Below are 26,426 nucleotides of genomic sequence, written 5' to 3'. Positions count from 1 at the left end.
CGCGAATGGTCTTGGACAGGCGGCAAACGGGCGCGCAATACTGCATCAACCTCTCCATTCCGACATTTCAGGTATGAACGCCCAAATCACCTCCGTCGAAGCGATTCTGGTTGATCTCCCGACCATTCGCGCGCATCAACTCGCGATGGCGACGATGCAGCAGCAAACCCTCGTCATCGTCCGTCTGCGCACGAGCGACGGCATCGAGGGCATTGGCGAAGCCACGACCATCGGCGGCCTGTCTTACGGCGATGAAAGCCCCGAAGGCATCAAGCTGACGATCGATACCTATCTCGCGCCCGCGCTCATCGGACAGGATGCGAGCAACATCAACGCGGCGATGCTGAAGCTCAACAAGGTCGCGCGCGGCAATCGCTTCGCGAAGTGCGCGCTCGAAACAGCGCTGCTCGACGCGCAAGGCAAGCGGTTGAACGTGCCGGTGTCGGAGTTGCTCGGCGGCGCGGTGCGCAAGACGCTTCCGGTGCTCTGGACGCTCGCGAGCGGCGACACGCAGCGCGATATCGAAGAAGCCGAAATGCTGCTGGCCGAACGCCGTCACAACACATTCAAGCTGAAGATCGGCCGGCGCGGCGTGCGCGATGACGTCGCCCATGTATCGAAGATCAAGGCCGCGCTCGGCGATCGCGCGAAAGTCACCGTCGACGTGAATCAGGCATGGAGCGAGACCGATGCGTCGCTCGGCATCGAAGCGCTTCAGGCAGCGGGCATCGATCTCATCGAACAGCCGACTCCGCGCGAGCAGCGCGGCACGCTCGCGCGGCTCGCGGCGCGCTTCATCGTGCCGATCATGGCCGACGAAGCGGTGACGGGCCCCGAGGACGCGCTCGAACTCGTTCGTCACGCATGCGCCGATGTGTTCGCGCTGAAGATCGCGAAGTCCGGCGGCATCTACGGAATGATGCGCACGGCCGCCATCGCCGATGCGGCGGGCGTGTCGCTCTACGGCGGCACGATGCTCGAAGGCAGCATCGGCTCGATTGCATCGGCGCATGGTTTCAGCGCGTTGCCGCAGCTCGCGTGGGGCACGGAACTGTTCGGGCCGCTGCTGTTGAAGGACGACATCGTCACGGCGCGTCCGCAGTATCGCGACTTCGATCTGCACTTGCCGGAAGGACCGGGCCTCGGGCTTCAGATCGATGAAGCGAAGCTCGCGTTTTATCGTCGCGACAAGCGCGCTTGAATCATCGAATCAACGCATCAACAACGATTGGGGACATCATGCTTTATCTCGTCAGAATGGACGTTCATCTGCCGCACGACATGCCCGCCGCCAAAGCCGATGAAATCAAGGCGCGCGAGAAGGAATACTCGCAGGAACTGCAGCGGCAAGGCAAATGGCAGCAGTTGCATCGCGTGGTCGGCGAATATGCGAACTACAGCGTCTTCGATGTCGATTCGCACGATGAACTGCACACGATCTTGTCCGGCCTGCCGCTCTTCCCGTACATGACGATGCAAGTGACGGCCCTCGCGCATCATCCGTCGTCGATTCGCTGAAGCCGCGCATGTCGATTCCGGTATCGCGGGAAGGAAGCGGGTCGGTATCGGCGGTGAGCGCCGGGTTGCTTGCCGTCATCATCTCGTATGCCGGACCGCTCGCGATTCTCTTCCAGGCCGCGCACGCGGCACATGTCGGCAACGACGTGATCGCGTCGTGGGTCTGGTCCATCTCGATGGGCGCGGCCGTTTCGGGCATCGCGCTGGGTGTGTGGCTGAAGCAGCCGATCATCACCGCGTGGTCGGCGCCCGGTTCGGCGCTGCTCGTCACGCTGTTTCCCGGCATGCCGGTGAGCGAGGCGATCGGCGCGTATATCGTCGCGGGCGCGTGCATCTTCGTGCTCGGCTTGTCGGGATGGTTCGATGAGATCGTCAAGCGCATACCGAAGGGCATCGCCTGCGCGATGATGGCCGGCATTCTCTTTCAGTTCGGCACGAACGTATTCAAGTCGATTGCCGTTACGCCGTGGCTCGCGTTGGGCATGATCGCGAGCTTCCTCGTTTTTCGCCGATGCGCGCCGCGCTACTGCCTCATTCTGGTTCTCGCGTCCGGCTGCGCGCTGGCGATGGCACTCGGCCTGACGCATTTCGAGTCGGTCAGCCTTCATCTCACGCCCCCCGTATTCACGATGCCGACTTGGTCCTGGCAATCGACCGTGAGTCTTGCGTTGCCGCTCGTCATCGTCAGTCTGACGGGGCAATTCCTGCCTGGCTTTTCGATCTTGCGCGTGTCGGGTTATCAGACGCCGACGCGTCCCGTGCTCATGACGACGGGCCTCGCATCGATGCTCGTCGCGTTTTCGGGCGGCATCACGATCGTCATCGCAGCGATTACGGCGGCGCTATGCACCGGGCCCGATGCGCATCGCGACCCGGCGAATCGTTATGTTGCGGGCATCGCCAATGGTGTCTTCTATCTGATCGGCGGATGCTTTGCGGGGACGGTCGTCATGCTGTTCGCCGCGCTGCCGAATGCGTTCGTTGCGGTGCTCGCCGGTCTCGCGCTGCTCGGCGCGATCGCGGCGAACGTCGTGGGGCTGGTGCAGGATGAGGCGCATCGGGAAGCTTCGTTTATCGCGTTTATCGCGACGGCTTCGAATATGAGTTTTCTCGGGTTGGGGTCGGCGTTTTGGGGGATCGTGCTGGGGACGATGGCGCATTTGGTGTTGGGGCGGGCGAGGGACAGGGGCTAATTCGGACTTTGCGTGTACGCCTTCAAAACGCACGGTTATCCCGAGAGCCATCCTCACGACGCGCAAGTCAGGCGGGACGCCGCTCGACTTCCAGAAGTTCACGCTTGAAGACGTGCGTATTAGCGGCGTCGATCCTATTGGATCGGGTGGCTACCATGCCGAGAATGTTTAACTCCCGTTTGCGAGCGTTAAACAGGAATACACCACTCAAAATGCGCAGGGCGGTAGCAATGGTGTCATTACGGCTGCGTTCGATCTTCGGGCACGCTCAATTCGGCAAATGCGTTGATCGTGCTCCGGAGCATGAGTAAGGGACTTGTCGATGGCGGTAGCTTTACGTCGTCGATCGGCGTGCTTACTTACCAAGGACAATATTTCAACTGACTGCAGCCGGCATCGCACCCGCTTGGCCGAATGTACACCTGGTACTTAAGGCCTCCCGACACCAGAACCCAATCGCCGCCCGATTCACCTTCCCTTGCTCGGTAAGCGGCACGCGCTGCACGGCAGCCATCCGCACAACCTTCGCCACTGCGACCCCACACGCCGATTCAAGCGCCCGCATGCAACGCGCGACATCCACACGCCTTCCTGTCCACGGCACCACTACGACATCCCACACATAACCGCGCGCAGCATCGGCCGATGCAACAGCGCGCGCATAGCGCACATCGGGCAACGCACAAAGCGGCGTTTCGATCTGCGCCGGACCGACGACGGCACCATCGATTTCGGCGACATCCCCTCCACGTCCGATCACATGCAGATAACCCCTCCCGTCGATGAAACCGATATCGCCCGTCATGCACCAGCCATCGCGAAACTTCTGCGCCGCTTCGATCGGCTGCCGGTAATAGCCCTGCGCCACCGCCTTCGATTTCACCTCGATCGCGCCGTGCTCGCCATGACGCGCGAACGTGCCGTCGGCGCGGCGAATCCGCACCTCGACGCCCGGCCGGATACGCCCGGCGCTCTCGAGCAGACTCGCATCGACGAGATAGTCCGACGGCGTCAACACGCTCACGAGCCCCGCTTCGCTCGCGCCGTACATGTGCGTGAGCACCGGGCCGAGGCGCTCGATCGCGCGCCGCCGCAAAATCGCGGGCGCCGATCCGCCGATATGCGCGACCGAGCGCAACGAAGACAGATTGCGCCGATGAACGTCCGGATGATCCATCGTTTCGAACAGTTGCGGTTCGACGAGCAAGACGTCCGTAATGCGCTCGGCTTCGATCGTCGCGAGCGTTTCGGCGGGATCGTAGCCTGGCTTCAGCACGACGATGCCGCCGCCCATCAACGTGTTATCGACGAGCACTTGCGACAGATACGCAAGCGCGCCGTTGACAAGCTGCCGCCGATCCTCGGGGCTCGGCGCGCTCACCATCGTCGAATATGCGGCGAAGCTGCGGCGGCTCGCTTTCGGCACGCCGGTCGAGCCGCCCGATGACACCACCACGGCGAGATCGTCGGGTCGTGCGCGGCTCTCAACCGGCAGATCGTGCTGCACGCGCGCCCGGATATCCAGCCGCAAACGCGCCGGCCCCGTTCCGACATACGCGAGACGCGCGCCGCTATGCGCCGGCACGAGATGCTTCGTCTGTTCGAAGGCGATGAGCAACGTCGGCTGCATGCGCGTGACAAACGCGGCGCGCTGTTCCGCGCGCGTGATCGCGGGCAGGAACATCGTCGTTGCGCCGAGCAGGCCGGTCGCGTAGCGGATCGCGAGCGCATCGGGGCAGTTCGGCGCGAACATCGCGACGAACCCGCCGCGCGTGACGCCGAACGACGCAAGCGCCCGCGCATATCGATAGATCGATGCGCGAAACGCCGCGCCGGTCACGTCGTCGCCGAGATAGCGCAGCACCGTGCGATCGGCGTGCGCGTCGAGCTGCTCGAGCAGCCCATCGACATAAGAGCGAAACGTTTCCATGGCTGCATCCCTCCTTCATCAGCGATGGATGCAGTGTGCCCGCGCACAATGAGGCGAAAATGAGCGGCTACGCGATCGCTTTCGACAGCACTTCGCCGATGGCACTTGCGGTCGCATCGACGTTGCGCTCGTTCAGCGCCGCGACGCACATGCGGCCCGAGCGGATCAGATAGACGCCGTGCCGTTCGCGCAGCACATCGACCTGCGCGGCGGAAAGCCCCGTGTACGTGAACATGCCGCGCTGCTCGACGTAACGCGCAAGCATCGCATCGGGCACGTTGCCGGAAAGACGCGCGTGAATCGCGCTACGCATGCGCGCGATGCGCGTGCACATCGACGCCAGTTCTTCCTGCCACGATTGCCGCAACGCGGGCGTCGTCAAGACGCGCGCGACGATCTTCGCGCCATGCGTCGGCGGATTGCTGTAGTTCGCGCGCACGGCGCTCGTCAGTTGACCGAGCACGCGCGCCGCTATCTCCGCCGATTCGCAGATCACCGACAACGCGCCGCAACGCTCGCCGTAGAGCGAAAAGTTCTTCGAGAACGAATTGGCGATCAGCGCGGGCACGTTGCGGCGAACCAGCTCGCGAATCGCGAACGCATCCGCATCGAGTCCCGCGCCGAAGCCCTGATACGCCATGTCGATGAACGGAAGCAAGTCGCGCGCTTTGATGGCGTCGATGAGCATCGCCCATTGCGCATCGTTCAGATCGACGCCCGTGGGGTTATGACAGCACGCGTGCAGCAGCACGACGCTCTTCGCAGGCAGATCGCGGATCGCCGAGAGCATCGCGTCGAACTTCAGGCCGCCGCTCGCTTCGTCGTAGTACGGATACGTGCCGACCGTGAAGCCCGCGCGCTCGAAGATGAAGCGATGGTTATCCCACGTCGGATCGCTCACCCAGACGTGCGACGCCGGGAAATAGCGCTTGATGAAGTCCGCGCCGACCTTGAGCGCGCCGGAGCCGCCGAGCGTCTGCACGGTCGCGATGCGGCCTTCGATGCGCGCGGCGGAATCGTCGCCGAATACGAGCGACTGCACGGCATCGCGATACGCCGCGAAGCCCGCCATCGGCAGATACGGTTTCGCAGCGGGTTCCGCGAGCAACTGCGCTTCCGCTTCGCGCACGGCGCGCATCACCGGCAGACGGCCTTCGTCGTCGTAGTAGATGCCGATGCTCAGATTGACCTTGTCCGCGCGCGGATCCTTCGCGAAGTCTTCGTTGAGCGAAAGGATCGGATCGCCGGGATAGGCATCGATGTGTTCGAACATGACCGTCTCCTTCAGACGCGCGACAAGGCCGCACTCGCGCGACGGCGATTGCGAATCGCATAGCCGACGCCGAGCACCGCGAGCCACACGGGAATCAGATAGACCGAGATGCGCAGATCGGGGATCAGGCACATCACCACGAGAATGCCCGCGAGGAACGCGAGGCACAGATAGTTGGTGAGCGGATAGCCGAGGCTCTTGAACACGGTCGTTTCGCCGTTGCGCGCCTTCACGCGTCGGAATTGCAGATGGATGAGCGAGATCATCGCCCAGTTGATGATGAGCGCCGACACGACGAGCCCCATCAGCAACTCGAACGCCTTGCCCGGCATCAGATAGTTGATGAGCACGCAGACGGCCGTCGCGAGCGCGGAGACGCCGAGCGCGGCGAGCGGAATGCCGCGCCGGTTGACCTTGAGCAGCGCGCGCGGCGCATTGCCCTGCTGCGCGAGACCATAGAGCATGCGGCTGTTGCAATATACGCCGCTGTTATAGACCGAGAGCGCCGCCGTGAGCACCACGGCATTGAGCACATGCGCGACGAAGTTGCTGTTCATCGCATGGAAGATGAGCACGAACGGGCTGCCGCCGGTCACGACCTTCTGCCACGGATACAGCGAAAGGAGCACGCCGAGCGCGCCTACGTAGAAAATCAGAATGCGATAGATCACCTGATTGGTCGCGCGCGGAATCGTGTGCGAGGGATCGTCCGCTTCGGCCGCGGTGATGCCGACCAGCTCCAGCCCGCCGAACGAGAACATGATGACGGCCATCGCCATGACGAGACCGGAGACGCCGTTCGGGAAGAAGCCGCCGTGACGCCAGAGATTGGTCACGCTCGCGTCCGGCCCGGCGCTGCCCGAGAACAGCAGCCAGCCGCCGAAGCCGATCATGCCGACGATCGCGACGACCTTCACGATCGCGAACCAGAACTCCAGCTCGCCATACGATTTCACGCTCGTCAGATTGATCGCGTTGATGATGCAGAAGCAGACGAGCGCGGAGATCCACGTCGGGATGCCCGGCCACCAGTACTGCACGTAGATGCCGACGGCGGACAGCTCGGCCATCGACACGAGAATGTAGAGCACCCAGTAATTCCAGCCCGACAGAAAGCCCGCGTACTGTCCGCAGTATTTGTCCGCGAAGTGGCTGAACGAACCCGCGACCGGCTCGTCGACGACCATCTCGCCCAGTTGCCGCATGATGAAAAAGGCGACGATGCCCGCGATCGCGTAGCCGAGCAGCACCGATGGTCCCGCCGACTTGATCGTCTGCGCGATGCCGAGAAAAAGCCCGGTGCCGATCGCCCCGCCGAGCGCGATCAGCTGAATGTGACGGTTCTTCAGGCCGCGCTTGAGCGTGCCGTGTCCCTCATGTGTCACGTGTCTCTCTCCTTGTGCTCGATTTAGGGGAATCAGTGTAAATTTGTTACGGCACAATATGATTTCCTAACGCGCGCAGACAAACCCTAGTTTGCGCGTCCGGATTTCATCGATTGGTTCATCGGAGAAAGAAAATTGCAGACTATCGAGATCGATCGTATCGACCTGCGTTTGCTCGGGATACTGCAGTCGCGCGGGCGCATCTCCAATCTCGAACTGGCGGAAGCGATCAACCTGTCGCCGGCGCAGACGTTGCGGCGGCATCGGCGGCTGGAAGAGATGGGTGTCATCAAGGGCTACGAGACGCGGCTCGATGCGCAGGCGCTGGGCTTCGGCGTCGTCGCCTTCATTCAGGTGACGATGGAGCGCGGGCACGTGCGCGACCTCGCGAAGTTCAAGGGCGTCGTCGGCAAGCTCGCGGAGATTCAGGAATGCTTCGCCGTGACCGGCGATATCGATTACATGCTGAAGGTGATCGCGCGGGACCTGAAGGGCTTGTCGGAGTTTCTGCTCGACACGCTGATGCGTATTCCCGGCGTGAGCGGCGTGAAGTCGAGCGTATGTCTCGACGAGTTGAAGTGCGTGAGCGCGGTGCCGCTGGAGGGATAGTGAGGGCGGCGCTCACGCCAGGATCAGGTCGAGCCTCGCTGAAGCACCCGCGAAAGCACCTGTTCCTCGAGTTCGGCAAACCCCGGCGCCGTGCGCGTGCGCGGCCTCGGCAGCGGGACGTCGGTATCGAGCGTGATGCGCCCCGCATCGATCAGCACAATGCGATCGCCGAGCGACACCGCTTCCTGCACATCGTGCGTGACCAGCAGCGCGGTGAGCCGATGTTCACGCCACAAACGCTCGATCAAGCCCTGCATTTCGATGCGCGTCAACGCATCGAGCGCGCCGAGCGGTTCATCGAGCAAAAGCAGATCCGGCCGATGCACGAGCGCGCGCGCCAGCGCCACACGCTGACGCTGCCCGCCCGACAGACGCGACGGCCAGTCCTTCTCGCGTTCCGCGAGGCCGACCTCGGCAAGCGTCGCGCGGGCTTCGTCGCGCTTGTCGCGCGGCAGGCCGATCATCACGTTGTCGAGCACGCTCTTCCACGGCAAGAGACGCGCGTCCTGAAACATGATCCGCACTTGCAGTTCGTCCGATCGCGCGGCGGCGTTGCGCTGCAGAATGCCGCCGGTCGGTTGATCGAGACCGGCGATGAGCCGCAGCAACGTCGACTTGCCGCAGCCGCTGCGCCCGACGATCGATACGAAACTGCCGCGCTCGATCGACAAGTCCAGCCGATCCAGCACCGTGCGCTCGCCGAAGCGCTTCTCCACGCCGCGCAGCGACACGGCGATATCGCGCCCGCCGAGCGGCGCGCGCGCATGTGTTTCGACGCGCCTGAACGCGGGCGTCAGCGTGTCGATATCGATCAGATTCATGATTGCGCCTTCGTTTGATACGCCGGATGCCAGCGCAAGGTCGCGCGTTCGATCGCGCGCGCGGCCATGTCGGCGAGTTTGCCGAGCAGCGCGTACAGCAGGATGCCGACGACCACGACATCGGTTTGCAGGAACTCTCGCGCGTTCATCGTCATATAGCCGATGCCCGACTGCGCGGAAATGGTCTCGGCGACGATCAGCATCACCCACATCAGCCCGAAGGCGAAGCGCACGCCGACGAGTATCGACGGCAACGCGCCCGGCAAAATCACATCGCGATACAGCGCGAAGCCGGACAAGCCGTAGCTTCTCGCCATCTCGATCAGGTCGCGATCGACCGAGCGGATGCCGTGATACGTGTTGACGTAGACCGGAAAGAACACGCCCAGCGCGACGAGCACGAGCTTCGCTTCCTCGCCGATGCCGAACCACAGGATCAAGAGCGGAATCATCGCGAGCGCGGGGATGTTGCGGATCATCTGCACGGTCGAGTCGAGCGCGATTTCGGCGGGCTTGAAAAGACCCGTCGCGAGACCGAGCACGAAGCCGATTCCGCCGCCCATCGCGAAGCCCGCGAGCGCGCGGCCCGCGCTGACCTTGACGTTGGCCCACAGATCGCCGGATTCGATCAGCGCCCACGCCGCCTTCACCACCGCGAGCGGTTCGGGCAGCACGCGCGACGACAGTCCGCCCGTGCGCGCGGCGCTTTCCCACGCGATGAGGATCATCAACGGCACGAGCCACGGCAGCGCGCGGCGAGCAATGAATGCCAGTTTCATGATGCCGATGCGCGCGGCAATTCCGACGTGCCGATGACTTCGCCGAACGGCCCCGAGAGCGGCCCGCTCGCCTGCTCGCGCTGCTTGCGCGGCAGAAGCGGAAACACCAGTTCGGCGAAACGATACGACTCTTCCAGATGCGGATAACCCGACAGGATGAACGTATCGATGCCGAGTTCCGCGTACTGTTTCATCAGCCCGGCGACCTGCTCCGGATTGCCGACGAGCGCGGTGCCCGCTCCGCCGCGCACGAGCCCGACGCCCGCCCACAGATGCGGATACACCTCCAGCTTGTCGCGGCTGCCGCCGTGCAACGCGGCCATGCGTCGCTGGCCTTCGGAATCCATCTTCGCGAACGAGGCCTGCGCGCGGCGGATGGTTTCATCGTCGAGCTTGCTGATGAGTTTGTCGGCGTCGGCCCATGCTTCCTCTTCGGTCTCGCGCACGATCACATGCAGGCGAATGCCGAACTTGATGTCGCGCCCTTCCGCTTTCGCGCGGCTGCGGATATCGGCGAGCTTCTTCTCGACGTCCGCGGGCGGCTCGCCCCACGTGAGATACGTGTCGATGTGCTTCGCCGCGATATCGTGCGCCGCCGCCGACGAACCGCCGAACCACAGCGGCGGATGCTGCTTCTGCACCGGCGGATACAGCACCTTGCCGCCCTGCGATTGCAGATGCTTGCCGTCGAAATCGAAGCTGCCGTTGTCGTGCGACTGTTCGAGCAGGCCGCGCCAGATCGTGAGGAATTCGTCGGTGATTTCGTAGCGCGTGTCGTGATCGTGAAAGACGCCGTCGCCCGCGAGTTCGGTCGGATCGCCGCCCGTCACGACGTTGATGAGCAGACGCCCGTTCGAGAGCCGGTCGAACGTCGATGCCATGCGCGCCGACAATCCCGGCGAGCTCAGGCCAGGGCGAATCGCGACGAGAAACTTGAGGCGCTTCGTCGCGGGAATGAGGCTCGACGCGACCACCCACGCGTCCTCGCAGGAACGGCCCGTGGGCAGCAGCACGCCTTCGTAGCCGAGCGTGTCGGCGGCTACCGCGATCTGACGGAAGTAATCGTAATTCGCGGCGCGCGCGCCTTGCGACGTGCCGAGATAGCGGCTGTCGCCGTGCGTGGGGATGAACCAGAAAACATTCATGTTCGTCGTGTCTGAGAGAGGGCTTGCCGCGCGCAGGAATGCAGCGGCGCTCGAACGAGTCTAACGACGCGTCGCGCGCGGCTGAACCATCGATTCGCGCTAAGGATGTGCGTGATCGTGCTAACGCCGGTCGCCGCGTCAGGCAACGTTCCAGCGCGCTTCGGTCACGTCGAGCTTCTTCGGGATGAGCTTGAGGCTCGTGAAGGTATCGGCGATCTGCTGCTGGTACGCGAGCGTGGCTGGATCGATCGGCTGCACGCCGTACGACGTGCGTTTCAACGCCGTTTCGAGGATGCCGGTATCGAGCCCGACGAGCGGCGACAATTGCGCCGCCACGGCGGAGACGTTGTCGCGCGCCCAGCGATCGACCTGATCCAGCTCTTCGAGCACCGCATGCACGAGTTGCGGCTGCGCCGTCGCGATCTTGCGCGTCGCGAGGTAGTACTGCACGTTGCGCACGATGCCTTCTGCGTCGGTCAGTTGACGCGCGTTCGCCTGCTTTTCGGCGGCGGCGAGATACGGATCCCAGATCGCCCATGCGTCGATGCTGCCCTGCACGAACGCGGCGCGCGCATCGGCGGGCGCGAGATAGACCGGTTGAATATCCGACCACGTGAGATTCGCTTTTTTGAGCGCCTCGACGAGCAGATAGTGAACATTCGATCCTTTATTCAGCGCCACTTTCTTGCCGCGCAATTCCGCGATCGAACGGATAGTCGAATCCTTCGGCACGACGATCGCCTCGGCGTGCGGCGCGGGCGGCTCGTGGCCGATATACACGAAGTCGACGCCCGCCGCCTGCGCGAAGATCGGCGGCGTTTCGCCTACCGTGCCGATATCGACCGCGCCCGCATTGAGTCCCTCGAGCAGTTGCGGCCCGGCCGGGAATTCGAGCCATTGCACCGTGACGCCTTGCGCCGCAAGGCGTTTGTCGAGCGATCCGCGCGCCTTGAGCACGACGAAGTTGCCGTACTTCTGATAGCCGATACGCAAGGTCTTCGGCGCATCGGCGGCTTGCGCGATGCGCGTGGCGAGCCCGCCCGACAGCCCCGCACCGAGCGCGGCGAGCGTGAAGAGCGTGCGACGGCGCGCGGGAATGGAAGGCGTGTTCTTGCGGTCGGACATGCGTGTTTCCTCGTTGAGCGAAGGCATCTTTACCGATGCCAATGCTAACAACGCATGCCTCGCGGGCTAAACGAGAAATCGTGATATCGATAGTGCGGTCAGGCCGATGCGTACCGACGTGACTCAGTACGTCTGCACACGTCCCGACGACTCAGTGAGTGCGCCGCACGGCGCGCAGCAGCCAATCGCCATCTTCCGTGATGCGCGGCAGTTGCGCGCCGCTCACGAGTTGTTCCATCGCGATCAGTTGACGTTCGAGAAGCGTGTCGAGCTCGTGCCGGTCGATGATCTGATCGGCGGCATCCTTGACGAGCATGAGGGTTGCGAATTCGTGTGCGCTGAGCATACCTGTCTCCCCATCGTTTGATTAGCTGATGTAGGCATGCGCTTCGGACGCATGACCCGGGGGTACCTCTGGCCGCGATAGCAGCGGGATTCGATAGTAGGACCGGATGCCCGTTCGCGGCAATTCGGGTCGTCCCGGATAGTGGGAGAAATCGGCCGATCGAGACGACTTACGCCGCGACGCGCCTGTCGTTGATCGGCTTTGGACTTTCACAGCCCCGGCATGATCGGATAAGGAATCGTGTGATCCTCGACGCGCTTCACGCCCGGAATGCTTTGCGACGCGATACGCATGGCATCGAGCTGATCTCTCGACCACACCGTGCCCCACAAATGCACGACGCCATCGCGCACGACGATATTGCGCCCCGGAAACGCCCAGCCGCGTCCCGCGAGATCGCCCATCAGCATGGCGCGGATCTCGGCATCGCTGGCGAGCGCCTCGGGCGCGGCTTCGACGGCGAGCGCCGACGCCAGCGCCTGCACCAGATTCGAGCGGCTGACGATGCCGACGAGGCGGCCATCGCGCAGCACCGGCACGCGCTTGATGTGATGGCTTTCGAGCACCGCGGCGATATCGGCCAGCGACGTGTCCTCTTTGACGCAGATGGGTTCGCGCGTCATGATCTCGCCGACCGTCGGGGCATGCGACTTGATGTAGTCGGCCGCGCCGCCATCGGAGCCGAGCAGCTCGAGCCACCACGAGCGGCGGTTGCGTTTCTCGGTGCCGATTTCCTCGCGATGAAGCAGATCGCCTTCGCTGATCATGCCGACGACGCGCTCATCCTGATCGACGACGGGCGCAGCGCTGATGCGGTGCTGCACCAGGAGCCGCGCCAGGTCATGCACTCTCGTTTCGGGCGTGACGGAAACGACAGGGGAAGTCATTACATCGCGTGCTTGCATCATGTGCTCCGGAGGTCGATGAATAAGGTCGCGCATACGCGTCCTGAATCACTCTAAGGAGCGCTGCGCGATCCTCGATTGACTTGCATCAAGCAATCCACCGGAGCACGCGTGCGGCGAACCGACGCGGCCTCGTTCAATGCGCGCCGATGAACGCGACGACGTCGGCGAAAACGGGCGAATCCTTGCGGCGCGACGCCGAGAACGTGTCGATGATCGTGTCGTGGCCGTATCCCGCGTATTTCTTCAGCACGACGGCGTCATGATGCGCGCGCAGCGCTTCCGCGAAGCGATCGCTGTTGCGCGGATCGACATCGGTGTCGGCCGTGCCTGCGGCGAGCAGCATCGGCGGCTCGTCTCCCGATATGAACGCGATCGGCAACGCACCCGCGCGCAACGCCGCCGGAAAGATCTCGTCCATGTGGGGATCGCTCGTCGGGATCGCGGCGTACGGACCGGCGAGTCCGATCATCCCGCGCAGCGAAGTATTCGCGATGCCTTGCGTGGCGAGATAGCGCGGATCGGTTGCGAGCATGGACGCCAAGTGCGCGCCGGAGGAATGCCCCATCAGAAAGATGCGATTGGGATCGCCGCCGTATTCGTGCGCGTGATCGCGTGCCCAGCGCACGGCGGCGGCGGCGTCATCGAGAAAGCCGGGGAAAACGGCTTGCGGATAAATGCGGTAATCCGGCGCGACGGTCACGATGCCGTGCGCGGCGAGCGCCTCGGCAATATTGCGCGAGTCCTTGCGATGGCCGCTTTGCCAGCCTCCGCCGTAGAAATACACGACGACCGGGCGATTTCCCTGCGTGCCCGAATCGGGTGCATAGACGTCGAGCCGCTCGCGCGGATCCGTGCCGTACGCGATACCGTCGGCTCGTTCGCTATCGTGTTCGAGCGCGCGCGCCGCTATGACGCCGCCCACGCATGCCGCCAGCGCGAGGGCAATGAACTTTCTTCTTGCCGGAAAATGCATGTTGCGTTCGGAGTATTTTTTCAGGCGACATGACATGATGCACGACGCTTATTGTCCGTGCTGGAAATATCGTTGCGTGCATCATCTTAGAGCAGCAGGAACCGCACACACTTACGGCGGCCTGACGAATAGCATCACGAATCTTTCATAATCTTTCCAATTAGGAATGCCACGCATACCGGTTATTCGATGTTTATAAGCGTGTCGAATTCACGCATCGCAAATCGCATTGTTTCGGTCGCGCGAGGGCGCGAATTAACTCTTCAGCCCCTGATTAAATAATATGGCATGACCAGCCGGCGATTCGCGTCATTCCTACCGACTCCCAACGCGCTTCATTAATCAGCGAACGACTTGTGTTTCTCTCCGCACATTACCGGGCGATCTGTCTGGATACGCTTAATCGTCGATGGCACATGTCCGCCGGAATCGGACCTATTCGAGAGCGCGAAAAAGCGCCGCAGACAATCCAGAGATTTAAAAAAAGAAGGCAAACCGAGTGCCCAAAGGTATTGCCATAACTGCTGAGGGAGCCACTTCATGGATCGTTCGGAATCGCCCGGCGAGGCGAAGTCGCGTCTGCCGATTTTTGTCCAGGAAACCGTCCAAACCACACCATCGCAGATATCCGCATTCACCGCGGCGCTGCGAGCGCAATCCGGCCAGCCATTAAAAGACTTTAGCGAGTTACACGACTTCTCGATCCGCGATTACCGCGGCTTCTGGAAGTCCTTTCTGCAATGGACGCCGGGATTGACGTGGTCGGGCAAAGCCGAGCCGGTATGCGTCGGCGATAGTTGCGAACACGCGCGGTTCTTTCCCGACGTCACGCTGAATTACGCTGAGAATCTGCTCGGCTTCTCGATTGCGCCCGCGGATTCGCCCGCGCTCACCGCCTGTCACGCCGATGGCCGCCGCGTGCGCTTTACGCGCGGCGAATTGCGTGCGCGCGTGGCTCGTCTCGCCGACGCGCTCACGCAACTCGGCCTGCGCGAAGGCGACCGCGTCGCGGGCGTGATGCGCAACGACGCCGATGCGATCGTCACCGCGCTCGCCGTGACCGCGATCGGCGCGACGCTGTCCACCGCCGCGCCGGAAATGGGCATCGAAACGCTGCTCGACCGCTTCACGCAACTCGAACCGCGCTTCCTGTTCGCGCATACCGCCGCCAAGCCGTTCGACACCGGCACGCCGCTCGACAAGAAGATATCGATGCTCGCCGACGCGCTCCCAACGCTTGCGGGCATCGTCAGTCTCGATGGCGATCCGTCGGCCGTGCACGCCGCGCCGCCCGTCAACTCGCTGGACGCGCTGCTCGCGGCCGGCGATCCGGCGCGGGTCGAATGGAAGCGCTTTAACTTCAATCACCCGCTCTTCGTGATGTTCTCGTCCGGCACGACCGGCAAGCCCAAATGCATCGTGCACGGCGCGGGCGGGAGCCTCATCGAGCATCTGAAGGAGCATCGGCTGCATTGCGATCTCCGGCCGGGCGACCGCATGTTCTTTCACACGAGTTGCGCGTGGATGATGTGGAACTGGCAGTTGTCGGCGCTCGCGTCGGGCGTCGAAATCGTTACCTATGACGGGCCGATCGCATCGGTCGATACGTTGTGGCGGCTCGTCGCCGAAGAACGCGTCAACGTGTTCGGCACGAGTCCCGCGTATCTGAAGATGTGCGAGGACGCCGGGCTCGTGCCGTCGCGCGAATTCGATCTGGGCGGCCTTCACGCGATGATGTCCACCGGCGCGATCCTCTTCGACGCGCAGTTCGAATGGGTCCGCGACAACGTGAAGCCGCTGCGATTGCAGTCGATTTCGGGCGGCACCGACATCCTCGGCTGCTTCGTGCTCGGCAACCCGGACCTGCCGGTTTATGCGGGCGAGGCGCAATGCAAGAGCCTCGCGTTCGATGTGCAGGCGTGGCGCGACGGCGCGCGCACGCAAGGCGTCGGCGATCTGGTGTGCGTGAACCCGTTCCCGTCGCGCCCGCTCGGATTTCTCAACGATCCGGACGGCGAGCGCTTTCACAAGGCGTATTTCAGCGCCAATGCGGGCGTGTGGACGCACGGCGATCAGATCGAGTTTCCGCCGGAAGGCACGGCGCGTCTGCACGGACGCAGCGACGGCGTGCTCGTCGTGCGCGGCATCAATGTCGGGCCGGGCGAGATCTATCGCGTGCTCAACGACATTCCCGAGATTCGCGAGGGCATCGTCGTTCAGCAGCGCGTGCGCGCCGCCGATGCCGATGCCGATGCGCCCGGCAATCCGGTCGGCGAACGGCTCGTGCTGCTCGTGACGCTGAAAGCCGGCGCGCGGCTCACCGGCACGCTGATCGCGCGCATCCGGCGCGATCTCGTGAGCCGCACGTCCGCCGCCCATGTCCCCGACGTGATCGCGGCCGTCGACGATCTGCCGGTCACGCATAGCGGCAAGCTGACGGAAGCCGCAGTGCGCAATGCCGTCAACGGGCTCGATGTGACCAACGCCGCCGCGCTGCGCAATCCGGCATCGCTCGATGCGATCCGTCATCATCCCGCGTTGCAGCCGCGATCCGGCGACGTGCCGCAGAGCTACGCGACGCGCGAGGAACTGGAGCGGCTGTTGCAGACCAAATGGGAGCAGCTCTTCGCGTTCGCCCCGATCGCTCGCGACGACAATTTCTTCGAACTCGGCGGACATTCGCTGCTTGCGGCGCGTCTGCTGGCGGAACTGCAACCGATCATCGGACGGCCAATCCCGCTCTCGACGATGTTGCGCGCGCCGACCATCGCGAAGCTCGCCGATGTCATCGACAACGGCGCGCTGCCGCAGACATCGGAAGTGCTCGTGCCGATGCGCGAAGGCGAAGGCGTCCCGCTCTTCCTCGTGCATAGCGTGACGGGATCGGTGCTCGAATGCACGCGCCTGATCGGCAATATGCGCAAGGAGCGCCCGGTGTACGGCCTTCAGGCGCTCGGGCTCGATGGCGAGACGGCGCCGCAACGCCGCGTCGAGGACATGGCGAAGACTTACGTCGAGCAGATTCGCAAGGTTCAGCCGAACGGCCCGTATGCGCTCGCCGGATTCTCGTTCGGCGGACTGGTCGCGCTCGAAATCGCGCAGCAGTTGTTCGGCGCAGGCGAGCAGACAGAGTTCGTGTGTCTGCTCGACACCTACGTGCAGGAACGCTGGCTGCCGTGGTTCGCGCTGCTCGAATTCCGCCGCGATTACGCGAGCCGTCTATGGAAGACGCTCGCGCGGATGTCGCCGCGCGAACGCGTCGGTTTTGCGGGCGCGAAGTTGTCGGCCGCCGGGAACAAGCTGGCGATGCGCCTCGGCCGCGTGCCGCAGACGCCGGCGCAAGTCGCATCCGCCGATCCGATGCCGCCGGTTTTGCGGCGCATGCGCGACACGTTCCGCGCCGCGATGAACAACTATCGGCCGAAGCCGTACGAAGGCGGCCCGATCGTCTACGTACGGGCCGCGTCGCGCGAGGAAGACCGGGGCGATCCGCTGCCGCTCTGGCGCAAGATTGCGCGCCGTGGGCTGACGGTCGCGGAAGTGCCGGGCAACCATGCGGGCGTCATCGAGGAACCGGGCGTGTATGCGGCGGCTGCCGCGCTCGACCGCGACTACAGCGCCGAGGACGACACCGAAATGCAGCGTCGCGGTCATGGCGTGATGGTGCGGGGCGCGTAGGACTTGCCAGCGGGTCAGCCGCTCGCGCGAACGGAGCGGCTGACTGCCGATGAATCACTGGCTATCGGAACGCGGTGCGGTAGCGGTCGGCGCGAAGCTGGTGAGGAAGAAGTAGCAGATGAAGACGCTCGCCGCGCCCACGCCGGTCCCGAGCAGCACGCCCTGCGATCCGAAAAAGCGGATCAGAATCGCCGTGGCCGCTAGCTTGGTCGCGAATCCCAGCACGGAAATGACCGTGATCGCCTTGTAGCGCGCCTCGCTCGCGAACGACTGAATGAGCACGCACATCCCGAACGAAAACGGAATCTGCGAAAGCCCGCAGCGGAACAGGCTCGTGACCGCGATCGTGTCCTCGCTCGTGAACGCGCCCTTCTGGAACAGCAGCTTGATCGCGTACGGCGCAAGCGCATAGGCGATCATCGCGCCGACCGTTCCCACGCCCAGCATCACGAACGACCATTTGCGCGCCGTGCTGCGCGCCCGCGCGTGATCGCCGCGATGCAGGATTTCCGAAAGAATCGGCAAGGTCGCCCGACTGATCGCGATCGCGCCCATGCTCACGAGCAGCGACAGCAGCCGGTTCGCGTAGCCGAGCGTCGCGATGGCGCCATCGCCCATATGCGCCATGAAGTATTGATCGACGGGAAGCCACAGGTTCGCCACCACCGAGCCGATCAGCAACATGCCGAGCGAGCGCGTCATGCCCGGCCAATGCGGCGCGCGCACGGAGAGACGCGGGCGCGCGGGCACGCCATCGGCGCGCCGGGCGAGGATGCGCAGCCACACGGCCTGAATCACGATGCCGATCGTCGTGCCGACGATGAGCGGCATGATCGACGTGTTGTTGCGCGCGCTCAGCACGAACACCAGCAGCGCGATGGCCGGCACGCATTCCAGCAGCGTGTTGATGTGCCTTTCGGATGCCTGGAGCCGCGCCGCCGAAATGCAGATCGTGAAGGCCAGCACGCCGACCGGCGTCATCCCGACGACCATCTGCCGGCACATTTCGCGCGTCGATTCGGAGAGCGTTCCGGCGAAGAGACCGACCATGTGCGGCCATAAAAAATACAGCAGCAGCGATACCACGATGCCGATGGCAAGCCCCGCGCCCTCGAGCTCGCTGAGAAGCTGGTTCTGCCGGTGCTTGTCGTTCCTGAGCGCGACGAGCGCGGGCACGAGCAGCACGCTCAACTGATTCGTGATCGTCGCGGGCAGCCAGGTGATGATCGTGAGCGCGAGCTGATAGGCATCGACGGTGCCGCTGACGCCGTATCGATACGCGATCGCCATTTCCTTCGATGCGCCGATCAGCTTCCCGGCAAGAACGAACAGCAGCAGGACGAAGGCGCTCCTCGCGATGCGCTTGTGATCCTGATGAACCCCGAGCAGACGTTCTCTTAGCGATTGCACTGTTGCGGTCAGCACTCTCCCTCCGGCAAATTGACCTCGATCCGCGCAAGACGGATGCTTGCTTGCGCACCGGGGGAGAGTGCATCAAACGGCATGCGCGAACTGTTCGCCACAGCACGGCGCGCGCCGATGCCATGCGCGAACCCCGCGATTCTGCACGGTCATGCTGGCACGCCCGGGCAGTTTGCGCGCTTGCCGGGTGCGCTACCGTGCAGAAGTCCACGTTCATAACGTGCGAGAGTGGCGGCTGCGCGCGGCGTCATCGGAGCCTCGTCATCGTGAATCTCAATGCGCGTACGGAAGGCAAATGAAGAAATCCATTTGGGTTGTCGTAATAATGATTGTTGTTTCCGTGCTCGCGATAAACACGCCACGCGTGACGCAGCATGTGCAGACGGTCTACGCAGTCTGGGACGATGGCCGGGTTCTGAACCGGCTGAACTGGCAAACCTTCGTGCGCTGGTGGCATCGGCTGAGGAACGAGAACTACGGCGGCGCGCATCGCGCCACGCTCACGAGTTCGCCGGTCCCGGCGACGCCGAGTTGCCCGCTGACGTCGTTCACGCCGCCGAAGCTCGTCGATCCGCGCAGCCCGAAGGATTTCGGCGCGGCCGGCGACGGCAAGACCGACGACACCAAGGCGTTCCAGGCCGCCATCGATGCCGGCGATGTGCTCGTGCCCGCCGGCACGTATCTGCTCAATCACACGGTCGTCGTCACGGCCAGCAACCGGCATCTACAGTGCGAGCCGGGCGTGACGCTCAGGAAGACGATCCGCAACAACGGCAACATGTTCAATTACGAAGGGCCGTCGACGGGCAACAGTCTCGTCGGCTGCAACTTCGTGGGCGCGAATCCGACGCGTATCCGCGAATGGGATCGCCCCGGCGAATACGACATTCCCGTCCAGACCAATGGCGCGGTCGACAACTTCGTCCTCGCGGGCAACAGCTTCCGCGATTTCTTCGGCCAGTCTATGTTCCAGACCGAAGGCCAGGGCGGCGGCACCGGCGCCGTGCTGATGTTCAACTCGTTCGCCAACTGCCCGCTGTACGGCATCGCGCTCGTCGGCTCGGTGAACGGGCGCGTGGCCTATAACCTCGCCGACAACTGCCGCATGGGCCCCGAGAACAACGACGCCACGCAGGACACCGGCGGCAACGTGCTCGAATGCAACCGCATGGTCAACGGGGGCAACATCACGGGCGGGGCGAATGGCGAAGGCGGCGTCGACTATAGCGGGAACGTCGTGCGTCACAACATCCTGGATGGCGGCTATATGCAGATCAGCCCGCCCACGCACGGCAAACCGGCGAGGTACATCGACAACACCTGCAACGACTGCGGGACGGAATAAGCGGGTTACTGACGCTGGAGTGGGAAGCGCATCTTTCTTGCTTGACGTTGCCATCGATACCCGGAGCCGCGACTTCTTCCTCGCCGGACGACATTCCGTCGACGCGCGCGAAGCCGCCCCGGACAAGGATGAGACGGAGGAGCGATGCGCCAGATCGGAATCACGCCCGGCATTCGCCGCGCAATTTCTGCCGTGCTGATTGCACTGCTTACCTCATGCGGCGGCGGCAGCGGCAGCGATAGCGACTCGGGCGGAACGAGTCCGTCCGCGCCGGCGGGCGGCGTGAAGCTGCAGGTCGTCGCGTTCGGCGACAGCTTGTCGGATGTCGGCACGTACGCGCCCATCGCGAGCGCGGTCAAAGGCGGGCGCTTCACGACCAATCCGGGCCAGGTCTGGACGCAGAATGTCGCGCAGTATTACGGCGACACGCTGACGGCGGCATTCACGATCGACCTCGGACACGAGTTGAAGCCGCAAAGCGGTTTGGGCTACGCGCAAGGCGGTTCCACGGTCGCCACGCCGGCCGATCAGAACCAGTTCCTGACCGATGTGATCGGCGATATTGAAATGCCGGTCAATCAGCAGATTTCGAGCTATCTGTCGTCGCACGGAAGTTTCAATTCGAATCAGCTCGTGCTCGTTTGGGCCGGCGCGAACGATGTTCTGCGCGCGGGCACGCCGCCCGCCGCCAACACGACCGTGCAGACCGCCGCGACGACGCTCGCGCAACTCGTCGGCAAGATCGTGCAGAGCGGAGCCACGCATGTGGTGGTGGTGAACGTGCCGAATATCGGACTCTCGCCCGATGGCCTCCGCCAGTCCGATGGCGGCGGCAACCTCACGCAACTGTCGCAGCTTTTCAATGCGACGCTGACCTCGGCGTTGCAGACGAACGGGCTGCAAGGCAAGGTCATCGTCGTCGATTCCTATACGTGGACGACGCAGACCATCGCGAACTATCAGGCCAACGGATTCACCGTGTCGAACACGGCGCAGGCGTGCGATCCGTCGAAGACGCCGCACGATACGTCGCTGCTGTGCTCGCCGGCGACCTACGTGACGTCGAACGCGGACCAGACGTACATGTTCGCCGACGAACTGCATCCGACGACGCGCATGCACGCGCTCTTCGCGCAGTATGTCGAGCAGCAGATCGCGGCGAGCGGGCTCGGGCGGTGAGTGGGTCCGCCCATTTGCATTCCATGCTTTTGCACATCGATCCAAGAATCCCTTATACATCAATTAAATAGAGGGAAATGCTAACCGCATCAATCCGCACCTTTCCGCGCGAATCCGCTATTATTTTGTGGGTCGATATGTGGGTTCAATCATGGCAAACGCAATCAATCGTCTCTCTCAGGCGTTCGCCAACAAGACTGCCGCGCCGGGAACTACTGTGACGGGAACGGGCTGTACTTACAGATTACAAAGAACGGCGTCAACGTGGCTGTTCCGCTACATGCGGCAGGGCCGCGCCCGATACATGGGTCTCGGGCCACTCCACACGATCGGACTCGCCGACGCCCGTACGCGCGCTCGAATGTCGGCGGCTCCTGCTCGACGGGATTGACCCGCTCGACGCCAAGCAGAAAGACCGCGCCGCCGACGAAACGGCCAAAGCGAAAGCGATCACGTTCGACGAATGCGCCAGCCCTATATAGAAGCGCATCGCAGCGGCTGGAAGAGCGCGCCGCCTAAACAAATTTCTGCGCGAATGCCGAGCGCGACTGGCGAACAACACATGACTCGCATCGACACCCCATGCCCCGAAATGCGCTTCGCACGGGGGGTGGTTGAAAAACGGCGGCGCGGGTCCTTCCTAAATCAGAATCGCTATGCGGGCGCGATGACGCGCAAATACTCAGTAGCTAAGTATTCGCAAAGGTGTACGCATAAACGAATGCACTCATGCTCATTTAGACTGGCACGTTCCGACGCAGGTGCGAATTGGTGCGGACAATGCGAACGCCTCACGCGAACGTTCGCATGTCAATTGCGGACATTCGAGCGATAGACGGTTCCCTTTATGTTCGCGCGCTGGTCTTTGACACGACGCCGCATTTAACAAGCTCATCGAAAAGCTGTTGTTCGGCGGCGTCCATCGGTCGAAGCATGGCGCGCACCGATTGGAAAAGCTGTATTGACAATCTGGCATTTGCCAATGCCGCCAACAGACTGGACTCAACGGCATCCAGCTTTGCCGCCTGTTCAGCGCAAAGCGTCTGCTTCTGTTGTGCGATGATGTCTTGCGTCCGTTTGATAGTCACGGCTGTCTGACTCAGCCGATGCTCGATCCTGACTGTGCCTGTGACAGAATGGACGCTTCGATTACCCATGTCTCACTCCTGTGTGAAGCCCGGAGCCGCGCCCTTCGATGGAAGGGGCGGGCGGGAACAGTGACAAGGGTGGCAGACCGGGTGAGTACAACCATTACCGGCAACCCTTTCGGATTCCCTGCCACGTCCCGCCCATAGGCGTGCCAAAGCACCATGCGTCAACGGTCCTTTTGGCGCTTGGGGTTCTATCGCTTCGCTCGCATTGCGCGACCGTCGCGGGTTGGAAAACTCACTAAAAGCTGCCAAGCCCGTCCCTGCGCAACCACGCGCCAGATTCCGCCGAATACGACAGAACCCCGCAGCGCTGATTTTATGATGCCGTAAAAATTCGTTGATTTCGCCGTGTCTATGTCGTCGGCTGCTTGCGCGTGGTCGCTGCCTTCGTATGCTGACGATGCCGCTCAAACCGGGCGAGCATTCACGACAGGGATAGAAACAAATGCCAAAAAGCAAGCATAACGAATCAATGATCCTTGCCGATAGAGCGGCGAGCATTGCATGACTGACAAGCTGGTTGGAAAAGGCGATTGGACGACTACGCGAGGCCGAGTTCTAGGCGGCTCTTCGTCGTTCTTCGCGGAGAACGGGCGAACGCTCTCACGCCGCAACGACATTGCTAGTTGTGGGAATTGTGAAGGTGGTTTTCCGATATTGGGCACTGCCGACACGATGCTCGACGAAGGGCTACCGCTCGTCAGGCATATGGATCGAGTGCTTTGTCCGTGTGGGCAGAATCGCGTGCTTTCGGGGCATCCCGAGTTCTTGATAAGGGACGGGAAAGGAGACGGGACTCACACATCAACAGATGGTGGTGCTCCAATTGCAGCGCCACCTACACAGGCAGCCCGCGAAGGCAAGCATACGAGTTGGTTCTATGTGCAGGACAGCGTTACCGGTGAGCCGCTACGCGATCAGAAGTATGTTGCGCGCGTGTCCGGCGTCGAACAATCCGGAAAGACAGACGCCAACGGCTACGCAAAAATTGAGACAGATGGCGTGAGTGCTATCGATATCCACGTCTCGTTCTCGTCACCCAAACGGGAGCTAAACCCCGGAAGAGGAGCTTAAGCACATGAGCACGGATTACAAGATCGAACACTGGACATCGAGTCGTTCAGCGCTGGGAAGCAGTAAAGATGATGCGATAGCCATCTCTGTGAATAATCGTGCGGCGACCCGGCAGGCGATCATTAATGCGCTTTCAAGAAAGGGCTACAAGCTGATCGAGCGATCGGAATGTCACGCAAAACCGCCGCGAAAAGTATTGAAGGATAGTTATTGGGACTACCAAGATATTGTTTTGCATCACGCTGGCCGAAGTTATTCGTGTGGCGCGCCCTCTATTGAGGAAATGCAGCGCGTTCAAGCAGAAGACATGAGTAGAAGCCCGCCATTTGATGATGCCGGATACCACTACGCTATTTCGTGCCAAGGTGAAATCTATGAAGGTCGCGATATACGGTTCACCGGCGAGCACGTCGCCGGCGATAACACGGGTAAGATAGGAATAGTTTTTCTTGCCGATCTTGTGCAAGCTGGTGAAGCGTATCAGGAAGAATATAGCCGCTTATCGTTGGTTGATAAGATTAAGAATATTCGCGGAATTTTAACGGACCAGGTTGTTTTGTGGCATGACAAACCAACGCTTGAACAAATAAAGGCAAGCAAAGCGTTGTGTAGCGTGCTCGTGGAATTCTTCGATATTCAAAGGTTAGGCGGGCACCGTGAATATCAGCAACTCGCAACAAAAAAGGGACGCGCGTGCCCCGGAAATCTCGGAATGGATATTGTTAAATTGCTGCGCTCGGAACTGTCACTTGCCGATCCGGGGAAGTAATTTCTATGAATAGAAAGAGAAACGTTGCTGCTATTTTTATGGTTTTTGCTTTGCTCACGCTCGGATTTTGGTTGAGCATCGGATATTACCATTCCTATATCGATCATGAGGATAACGTCATCTACTTCTTGAAAAGGAGGCTGACGCTTCGAAGAGAGTTCGTCAATCCGTTCGCAAATGAGGGAAATCCTTTTCCTGCGAATGAGCTATCACCTGACATCCAAAAAGAGCTTTCTGAATATTGCAAATATGCGTATGGAATAGCGCAGACTGACGAGAAGTCTATCGAAGGTTGCAGAAAGCGGATTGTTCGCGAAGTTCAATAGCCAGAAATAGCTAGCGTCATATTGATGTCGGGTAAGTCCCGCTCTCGCTTGCTCCCCGCTTGCGAGAGCATTCCAAGTCGTGCGAGTTAGCGATGCGTCAGGACGTGTCGCTCTTCGCTCCGACACGCCACAAGAAAGATGTGAGGACCGTTTGTATCAATTCGAACCGCAACGCTCAATGTCAGACCAACGGCACATCAAAGGCCGTGACAGACGTGGGTCATTTTGTGGGTCGCCAAAACAAAATCCCGCAAGTCATTAACTATACGGGATTTTTTTACGGTGCTTTGGCGGTGAGTGGGGCGATTTTGGGCGGAATCGCGTTGCTGCGGGACTGAATATGGTCGAGATTCGGGTGTTCATTCCTTGACTGAATTGACCGTGAACATAGCCGACCCCATGAAACCGACGATCAATCCCTTGCCATCGGGCATACGCAAATCGATCGCGCTGACCACGTCGACGGCGACGAATTCTTCGCGAACCTCGGCGAACTCGACCGCCAACAGAAAATTCGCTAGCGCGTGGCCCGCACTCACCGCCGCGTCGATTTCCGCGCGCCGCGAATGTGCTGACGTTCGGAAGCGGCTATCACCCGCTATCAGCCCAGCGGCGAAATCCGCACGGGCACCTTCGAAGCCCCCCATCGACTGTGATTTAATGTGCTCCGTTCGGGTCCACGGAGCGCATCCGATGACGAGCACCTGGTTGCATAACCTTCCGCTGTGGCAGATGACGCTCGTGGTATTCGGCGCGACGGGCGTCGCGGGGGCGGCGATCCACTTCGTAACGGGCCGGCTCGCGGCCAGCGCGCATCGGCGCGCCTTCACGACGCTTTCGCCGGGCCTGCTTTCGCCGATCGGCGTCATCTTCGGCTTGCTCATCGCGTTCACCGCCGCGCAGGTCTGGAACGACACCGCGCGCGCCAACGGCGCCGTCGATGCCGAAGCCGGCGCGCTGCGATCCGTCGTCGTGCTATCCGCCGCTTTTCCGCCAGACGCGCAGATCCAGTTGCGCAAGCTGATCCGCGAATACATCGAATACACCGTCAATACGGAATGGCCGATGATGGCGCAAGGCGCGGTCACGCTGAAAATCAGTCCGCCGACGCTGAACAAGGCGCTTCAGTTCGCGCTCGCCCTGCCCGCGATAACCCCCGGGCAGCAGACCGCGCAGCGGCAGGTAGCGGTATCGCTGGAACGGGCGCTCGAAGCGCGCCGCGAGCGCATTCTGGTGAGCCGGTCCGAAGTCAGCGGCATCAAATGGCTGTGCCTCGGCTTTCTCGCCGTGTGTCTCGTCTTCGCGATCGCGCTCGTTCATGGCGAAAACCGGCTGACATCGGCCGTCGCGATCGGGCTCTTCTGCGCGAGTCTCGCGACGACCATGCTGCTGATTCTCTCGCACGACCGCCCATTCTCCGGCGAGATCGCGGTGAAGCCCGAGCCGCTCCTGCAGGTCGTCCCCGCGTTCGGCTGAT

24 protein-coding genes are annotated in these 26,426 nt (G+C 62.3%); 11 read left to right on the top strand and 13 right to left on the bottom strand.

The features are described from left to right. Positions 1-73 precede the first annotated feature (73 nt). From NCS02_RS24395 to NCS02_RS24385, 3 genes are read left to right on the top strand one after another with little or no spacing between them, the layout of a single operon-like run. The gene (locus NCS02_RS24395) at positions 74-1,201 is read left to right on the top strand and encodes a muconate/chloromuconate family cycloisomerase (protein ID WP_008347583.1); all 1,128 of its coding nucleotides are present in this window, start codon (positions 74-76) and stop codon (positions 1,199-1,201) included. A gap of 38 nt (positions 1,202-1,239) precedes the next feature. Then, positions 1,240-1,518 carry a muconolactone Delta-isomerase gene (gene catC, locus NCS02_RS24390; RefSeq protein ID WP_008347582.1) on the top strand — a complete coding sequence of 93 codons (279 nt, stop codon included), beginning with the start codon at positions 1,240-1,242 and terminating at the stop codon, positions 1,516-1,518. 8 nt (positions 1,519-1,526) lie between these two features. After that, on the top strand, positions 1,527-2,711 hold the full coding sequence (locus NCS02_RS24385; RefSeq protein WP_250523315.1) for a benzoate/H(+) symporter BenE family transporter: 1,185 nt from the start codon (positions 1,527-1,529) through the stop codon (positions 2,709-2,711). A gap of 376 nt (positions 2,712-3,087) precedes the next feature. On the opposite strand, the gene NCS02_RS24380 is transcribed toward NCS02_RS24385, so the two are convergent. The 3 genes from NCS02_RS24380 to NCS02_RS24370 all read right to left on the bottom strand — a co-directional run bounded on the left by NCS02_RS24380 (position 3,088) and on the right by NCS02_RS24370 (position 7,299). Then, entirely contained in the window at positions 3,088-4,641 is a 1,554-nt protein-coding gene (locus tag NCS02_RS24380) for a class I adenylate-forming enzyme family protein (RefSeq protein ID WP_250503556.1), read from the bottom strand. A 67-nt stretch (positions 4,642-4,708) separates the two neighbouring features. Next, entirely contained in the window at positions 4,709-5,914 is a 1,206-nt protein-coding gene (locus NCS02_RS24375) for an amino acid aminotransferase (protein WP_250503555.1), read from the bottom strand. An 11-nt stretch (positions 5,915-5,925) separates the two neighbouring features. After that, positions 5,926-7,299, bottom strand: a complete 1,374-nt coding sequence (locus NCS02_RS24370; RefSeq protein WP_008347574.1) for an amino acid permease — start codon at positions 7,297-7,299, stop codon at positions 5,926-5,928. A gap of 135 nt (positions 7,300-7,434) precedes the next feature. Between NCS02_RS24370 and NCS02_RS24365 the strand changes: the two genes are divergently transcribed. Then, entirely contained in the window at positions 7,435-7,908 is a 474-nt protein-coding gene (locus NCS02_RS24365; RefSeq protein ID WP_175980527.1) for an Lrp/AsnC family transcriptional regulator, read from the top strand. A gap of 23 nt (positions 7,909-7,931) precedes the next feature. Here NCS02_RS24365 and NCS02_RS24360 read toward each other — a convergent pair whose 3' ends face one another. The 7 genes from NCS02_RS24360 to NCS02_RS24330 all read right to left on the bottom strand — a co-directional run bounded on the left by NCS02_RS24360 (position 7,932) and on the right by NCS02_RS24330 (position 14,005). Next, positions 7,932-8,729: an ATP-binding cassette domain-containing protein gene (locus NCS02_RS24360; protein WP_250458612.1), complete on the bottom strand. Its 798-nt coding sequence runs from the start codon at positions 8,727-8,729 to the stop codon at positions 7,932-7,934. After that, positions 8,726-9,508, bottom strand: coding sequence for an aliphatic sulfonate ABC transporter permease SsuC (gene ssuC / locus NCS02_RS24355; RefSeq protein WP_008347569.1), 783 nt, complete (start codon positions 9,506-9,508; stop codon positions 8,726-8,728). Before ssuC ends, NCS02_RS24360 begins: the two co-directional genes overlap by 4 nt. Then, entirely contained in the window at positions 9,505-10,653 is a 1,149-nt protein-coding gene (ssuD, locus tag NCS02_RS24350) for an FMNH2-dependent alkanesulfonate monooxygenase (protein WP_008347568.1), read from the bottom strand. The genes ssuC and ssuD overlap by 4 nt, the downstream gene beginning before the upstream one ends. Positions 10,654-10,791: 138 nt before the next feature. Next, complete coding sequence (locus tag NCS02_RS24345; RefSeq protein WP_250503554.1) at positions 10,792-11,778, bottom strand: sulfonate ABC transporter substrate-binding protein; 987 nt, start codon at positions 11,776-11,778, stop codon at positions 10,792-10,794. Positions 11,779-11,929: 151 nt separating this feature from the next. Continuing rightward, positions 11,930-12,124, bottom strand: a complete 195-nt coding sequence (locus tag NCS02_RS24340; protein WP_008347565.1) for a hypothetical protein — start codon at positions 12,122-12,124, stop codon at positions 11,930-11,932. Positions 12,125-12,333: 209 nt separating this feature from the next. Further along, on the bottom strand, positions 12,334-13,029 hold the full coding sequence (locus NCS02_RS24335; protein WP_250503659.1) for a CBS domain-containing protein: 696 nt from the start codon (positions 13,027-13,029) through the stop codon (positions 12,334-12,336). 136 nt (positions 13,030-13,165) lie between these two features. Beyond that, on the bottom strand, positions 13,166-14,005 hold the full coding sequence (locus tag NCS02_RS24330) for an alpha/beta hydrolase (protein WP_250520025.1): 840 nt from the start codon (positions 14,003-14,005) through the stop codon (positions 13,166-13,168). Positions 14,006-14,545: 540 nt separating this feature from the next. Between NCS02_RS24330 and NCS02_RS24325 the strand changes: the two genes are divergently transcribed. Continuing rightward, a complete protein-coding gene (locus tag NCS02_RS24325; protein WP_250520024.1) occupies positions 14,546-17,683 on the top strand; it encodes an acetoacetate--CoA ligase in 3,138 nt (1,045 codons plus the stop codon). Between the two features lie 54 nt (positions 17,684-17,737). On the opposite strand, the gene murJ is transcribed toward NCS02_RS24325, so the two are convergent. Further along, entirely contained in the window at positions 17,738-19,108 is a 1,371-nt protein-coding gene (gene murJ, locus NCS02_RS24320; protein WP_008347555.1) for a murein biosynthesis integral membrane protein MurJ, read from the bottom strand. Positions 19,109-19,400: 292 nt separating this feature from the next. On the opposite strand from murJ, the gene NCS02_RS24315 reads away from it, so the two are divergent. Both NCS02_RS24315 and NCS02_RS24310 read left to right on the top strand, forming a co-directional pair. Next, positions 19,401-20,450, top strand: coding sequence for a glycosyl hydrolase family 28-related protein (locus NCS02_RS24315; protein WP_144403709.1), 1,050 nt, complete (start codon positions 19,401-19,403; stop codon positions 20,448-20,450). Positions 20,451-20,594: 144 nt separating this feature from the next. Continuing rightward, positions 20,595-21,629 carry an SGNH/GDSL hydrolase family protein gene (locus NCS02_RS24310; protein ID WP_008347551.1) on the top strand — a complete coding sequence of 345 codons (1,035 nt, stop codon included), beginning with the start codon at positions 20,595-20,597 and terminating at the stop codon, positions 21,627-21,629. Positions 21,630-22,474: 845 nt separating this feature from the next. On the opposite strand, the gene NCS02_RS24305 is transcribed toward NCS02_RS24310, so the two are convergent. Continuing rightward, the gene (locus NCS02_RS24305; RefSeq protein ID WP_250503552.1) at positions 22,475-22,786 is read right to left on the bottom strand and encodes a hypothetical protein; all 312 of its coding nucleotides are present in this window, start codon (positions 22,784-22,786) and stop codon (positions 22,475-22,477) included. Positions 22,787-23,284: 498 nt separating this feature from the next. Between NCS02_RS24305 and NCS02_RS24300 the strand changes: the two genes are divergently transcribed. The 3 genes from NCS02_RS24300 to NCS02_RS24290 all read left to right on the top strand — a co-directional run bounded on the left by NCS02_RS24300 (position 23,285) and on the right by NCS02_RS24290 (position 25,287). Further along, positions 23,285-23,854, top strand: a complete 570-nt coding sequence (locus NCS02_RS24300; RefSeq protein ID WP_175980519.1) for a PAAR domain-containing protein — start codon at positions 23,285-23,287, stop codon at positions 23,852-23,854. A gap of 4 nt (positions 23,855-23,858) precedes the next feature. Further along, positions 23,859-24,623: a peptidoglycan recognition protein family protein gene (locus tag NCS02_RS24295; RefSeq protein WP_250523314.1), complete on the top strand. Its 765-nt coding sequence runs from the start codon at positions 23,859-23,861 to the stop codon at positions 24,621-24,623. A gap of 418 nt (positions 24,624-25,041) precedes the next feature. Further along, positions 25,042-25,287 carry a hypothetical protein gene (locus NCS02_RS24290; RefSeq protein ID WP_250503550.1) on the top strand — a complete coding sequence of 82 codons (246 nt, stop codon included), beginning with the start codon at positions 25,042-25,044 and terminating at the stop codon, positions 25,285-25,287. 21 nt (positions 25,288-25,308) lie between these two features. Here the strand turns inward: NCS02_RS24290 and NCS02_RS24285 are convergent, their stop codons facing one another. Then, positions 25,309-25,596 carry a hypothetical protein gene (locus tag NCS02_RS24285; protein WP_250503549.1) on the bottom strand — a complete coding sequence of 96 codons (288 nt, stop codon included), beginning with the start codon at positions 25,594-25,596 and terminating at the stop codon, positions 25,309-25,311. A 46-nt stretch (positions 25,597-25,642) separates the two neighbouring features. On the opposite strand from NCS02_RS24285, the gene NCS02_RS24280 reads away from it, so the two are divergent. Next, positions 25,643-26,425, top strand: a complete 783-nt coding sequence (locus tag NCS02_RS24280) for a bestrophin-like domain (RefSeq protein ID WP_008347548.1) — start codon at positions 25,643-25,645, stop codon at positions 26,423-26,425. Position 26,426: the final 1 nt, after the last annotated feature.

The sequence above is a fragment of the Caballeronia sp. NCF2 genome, assembly GCF_023631205.1.
Lineage (GTDB): Bacteria > Pseudomonadota > Gammaproteobacteria > Burkholderiales > Burkholderiaceae > Caballeronia > Caballeronia zhejiangensis.
This window is presented reverse-complemented; position numbering and strand designations above follow the sequence as displayed.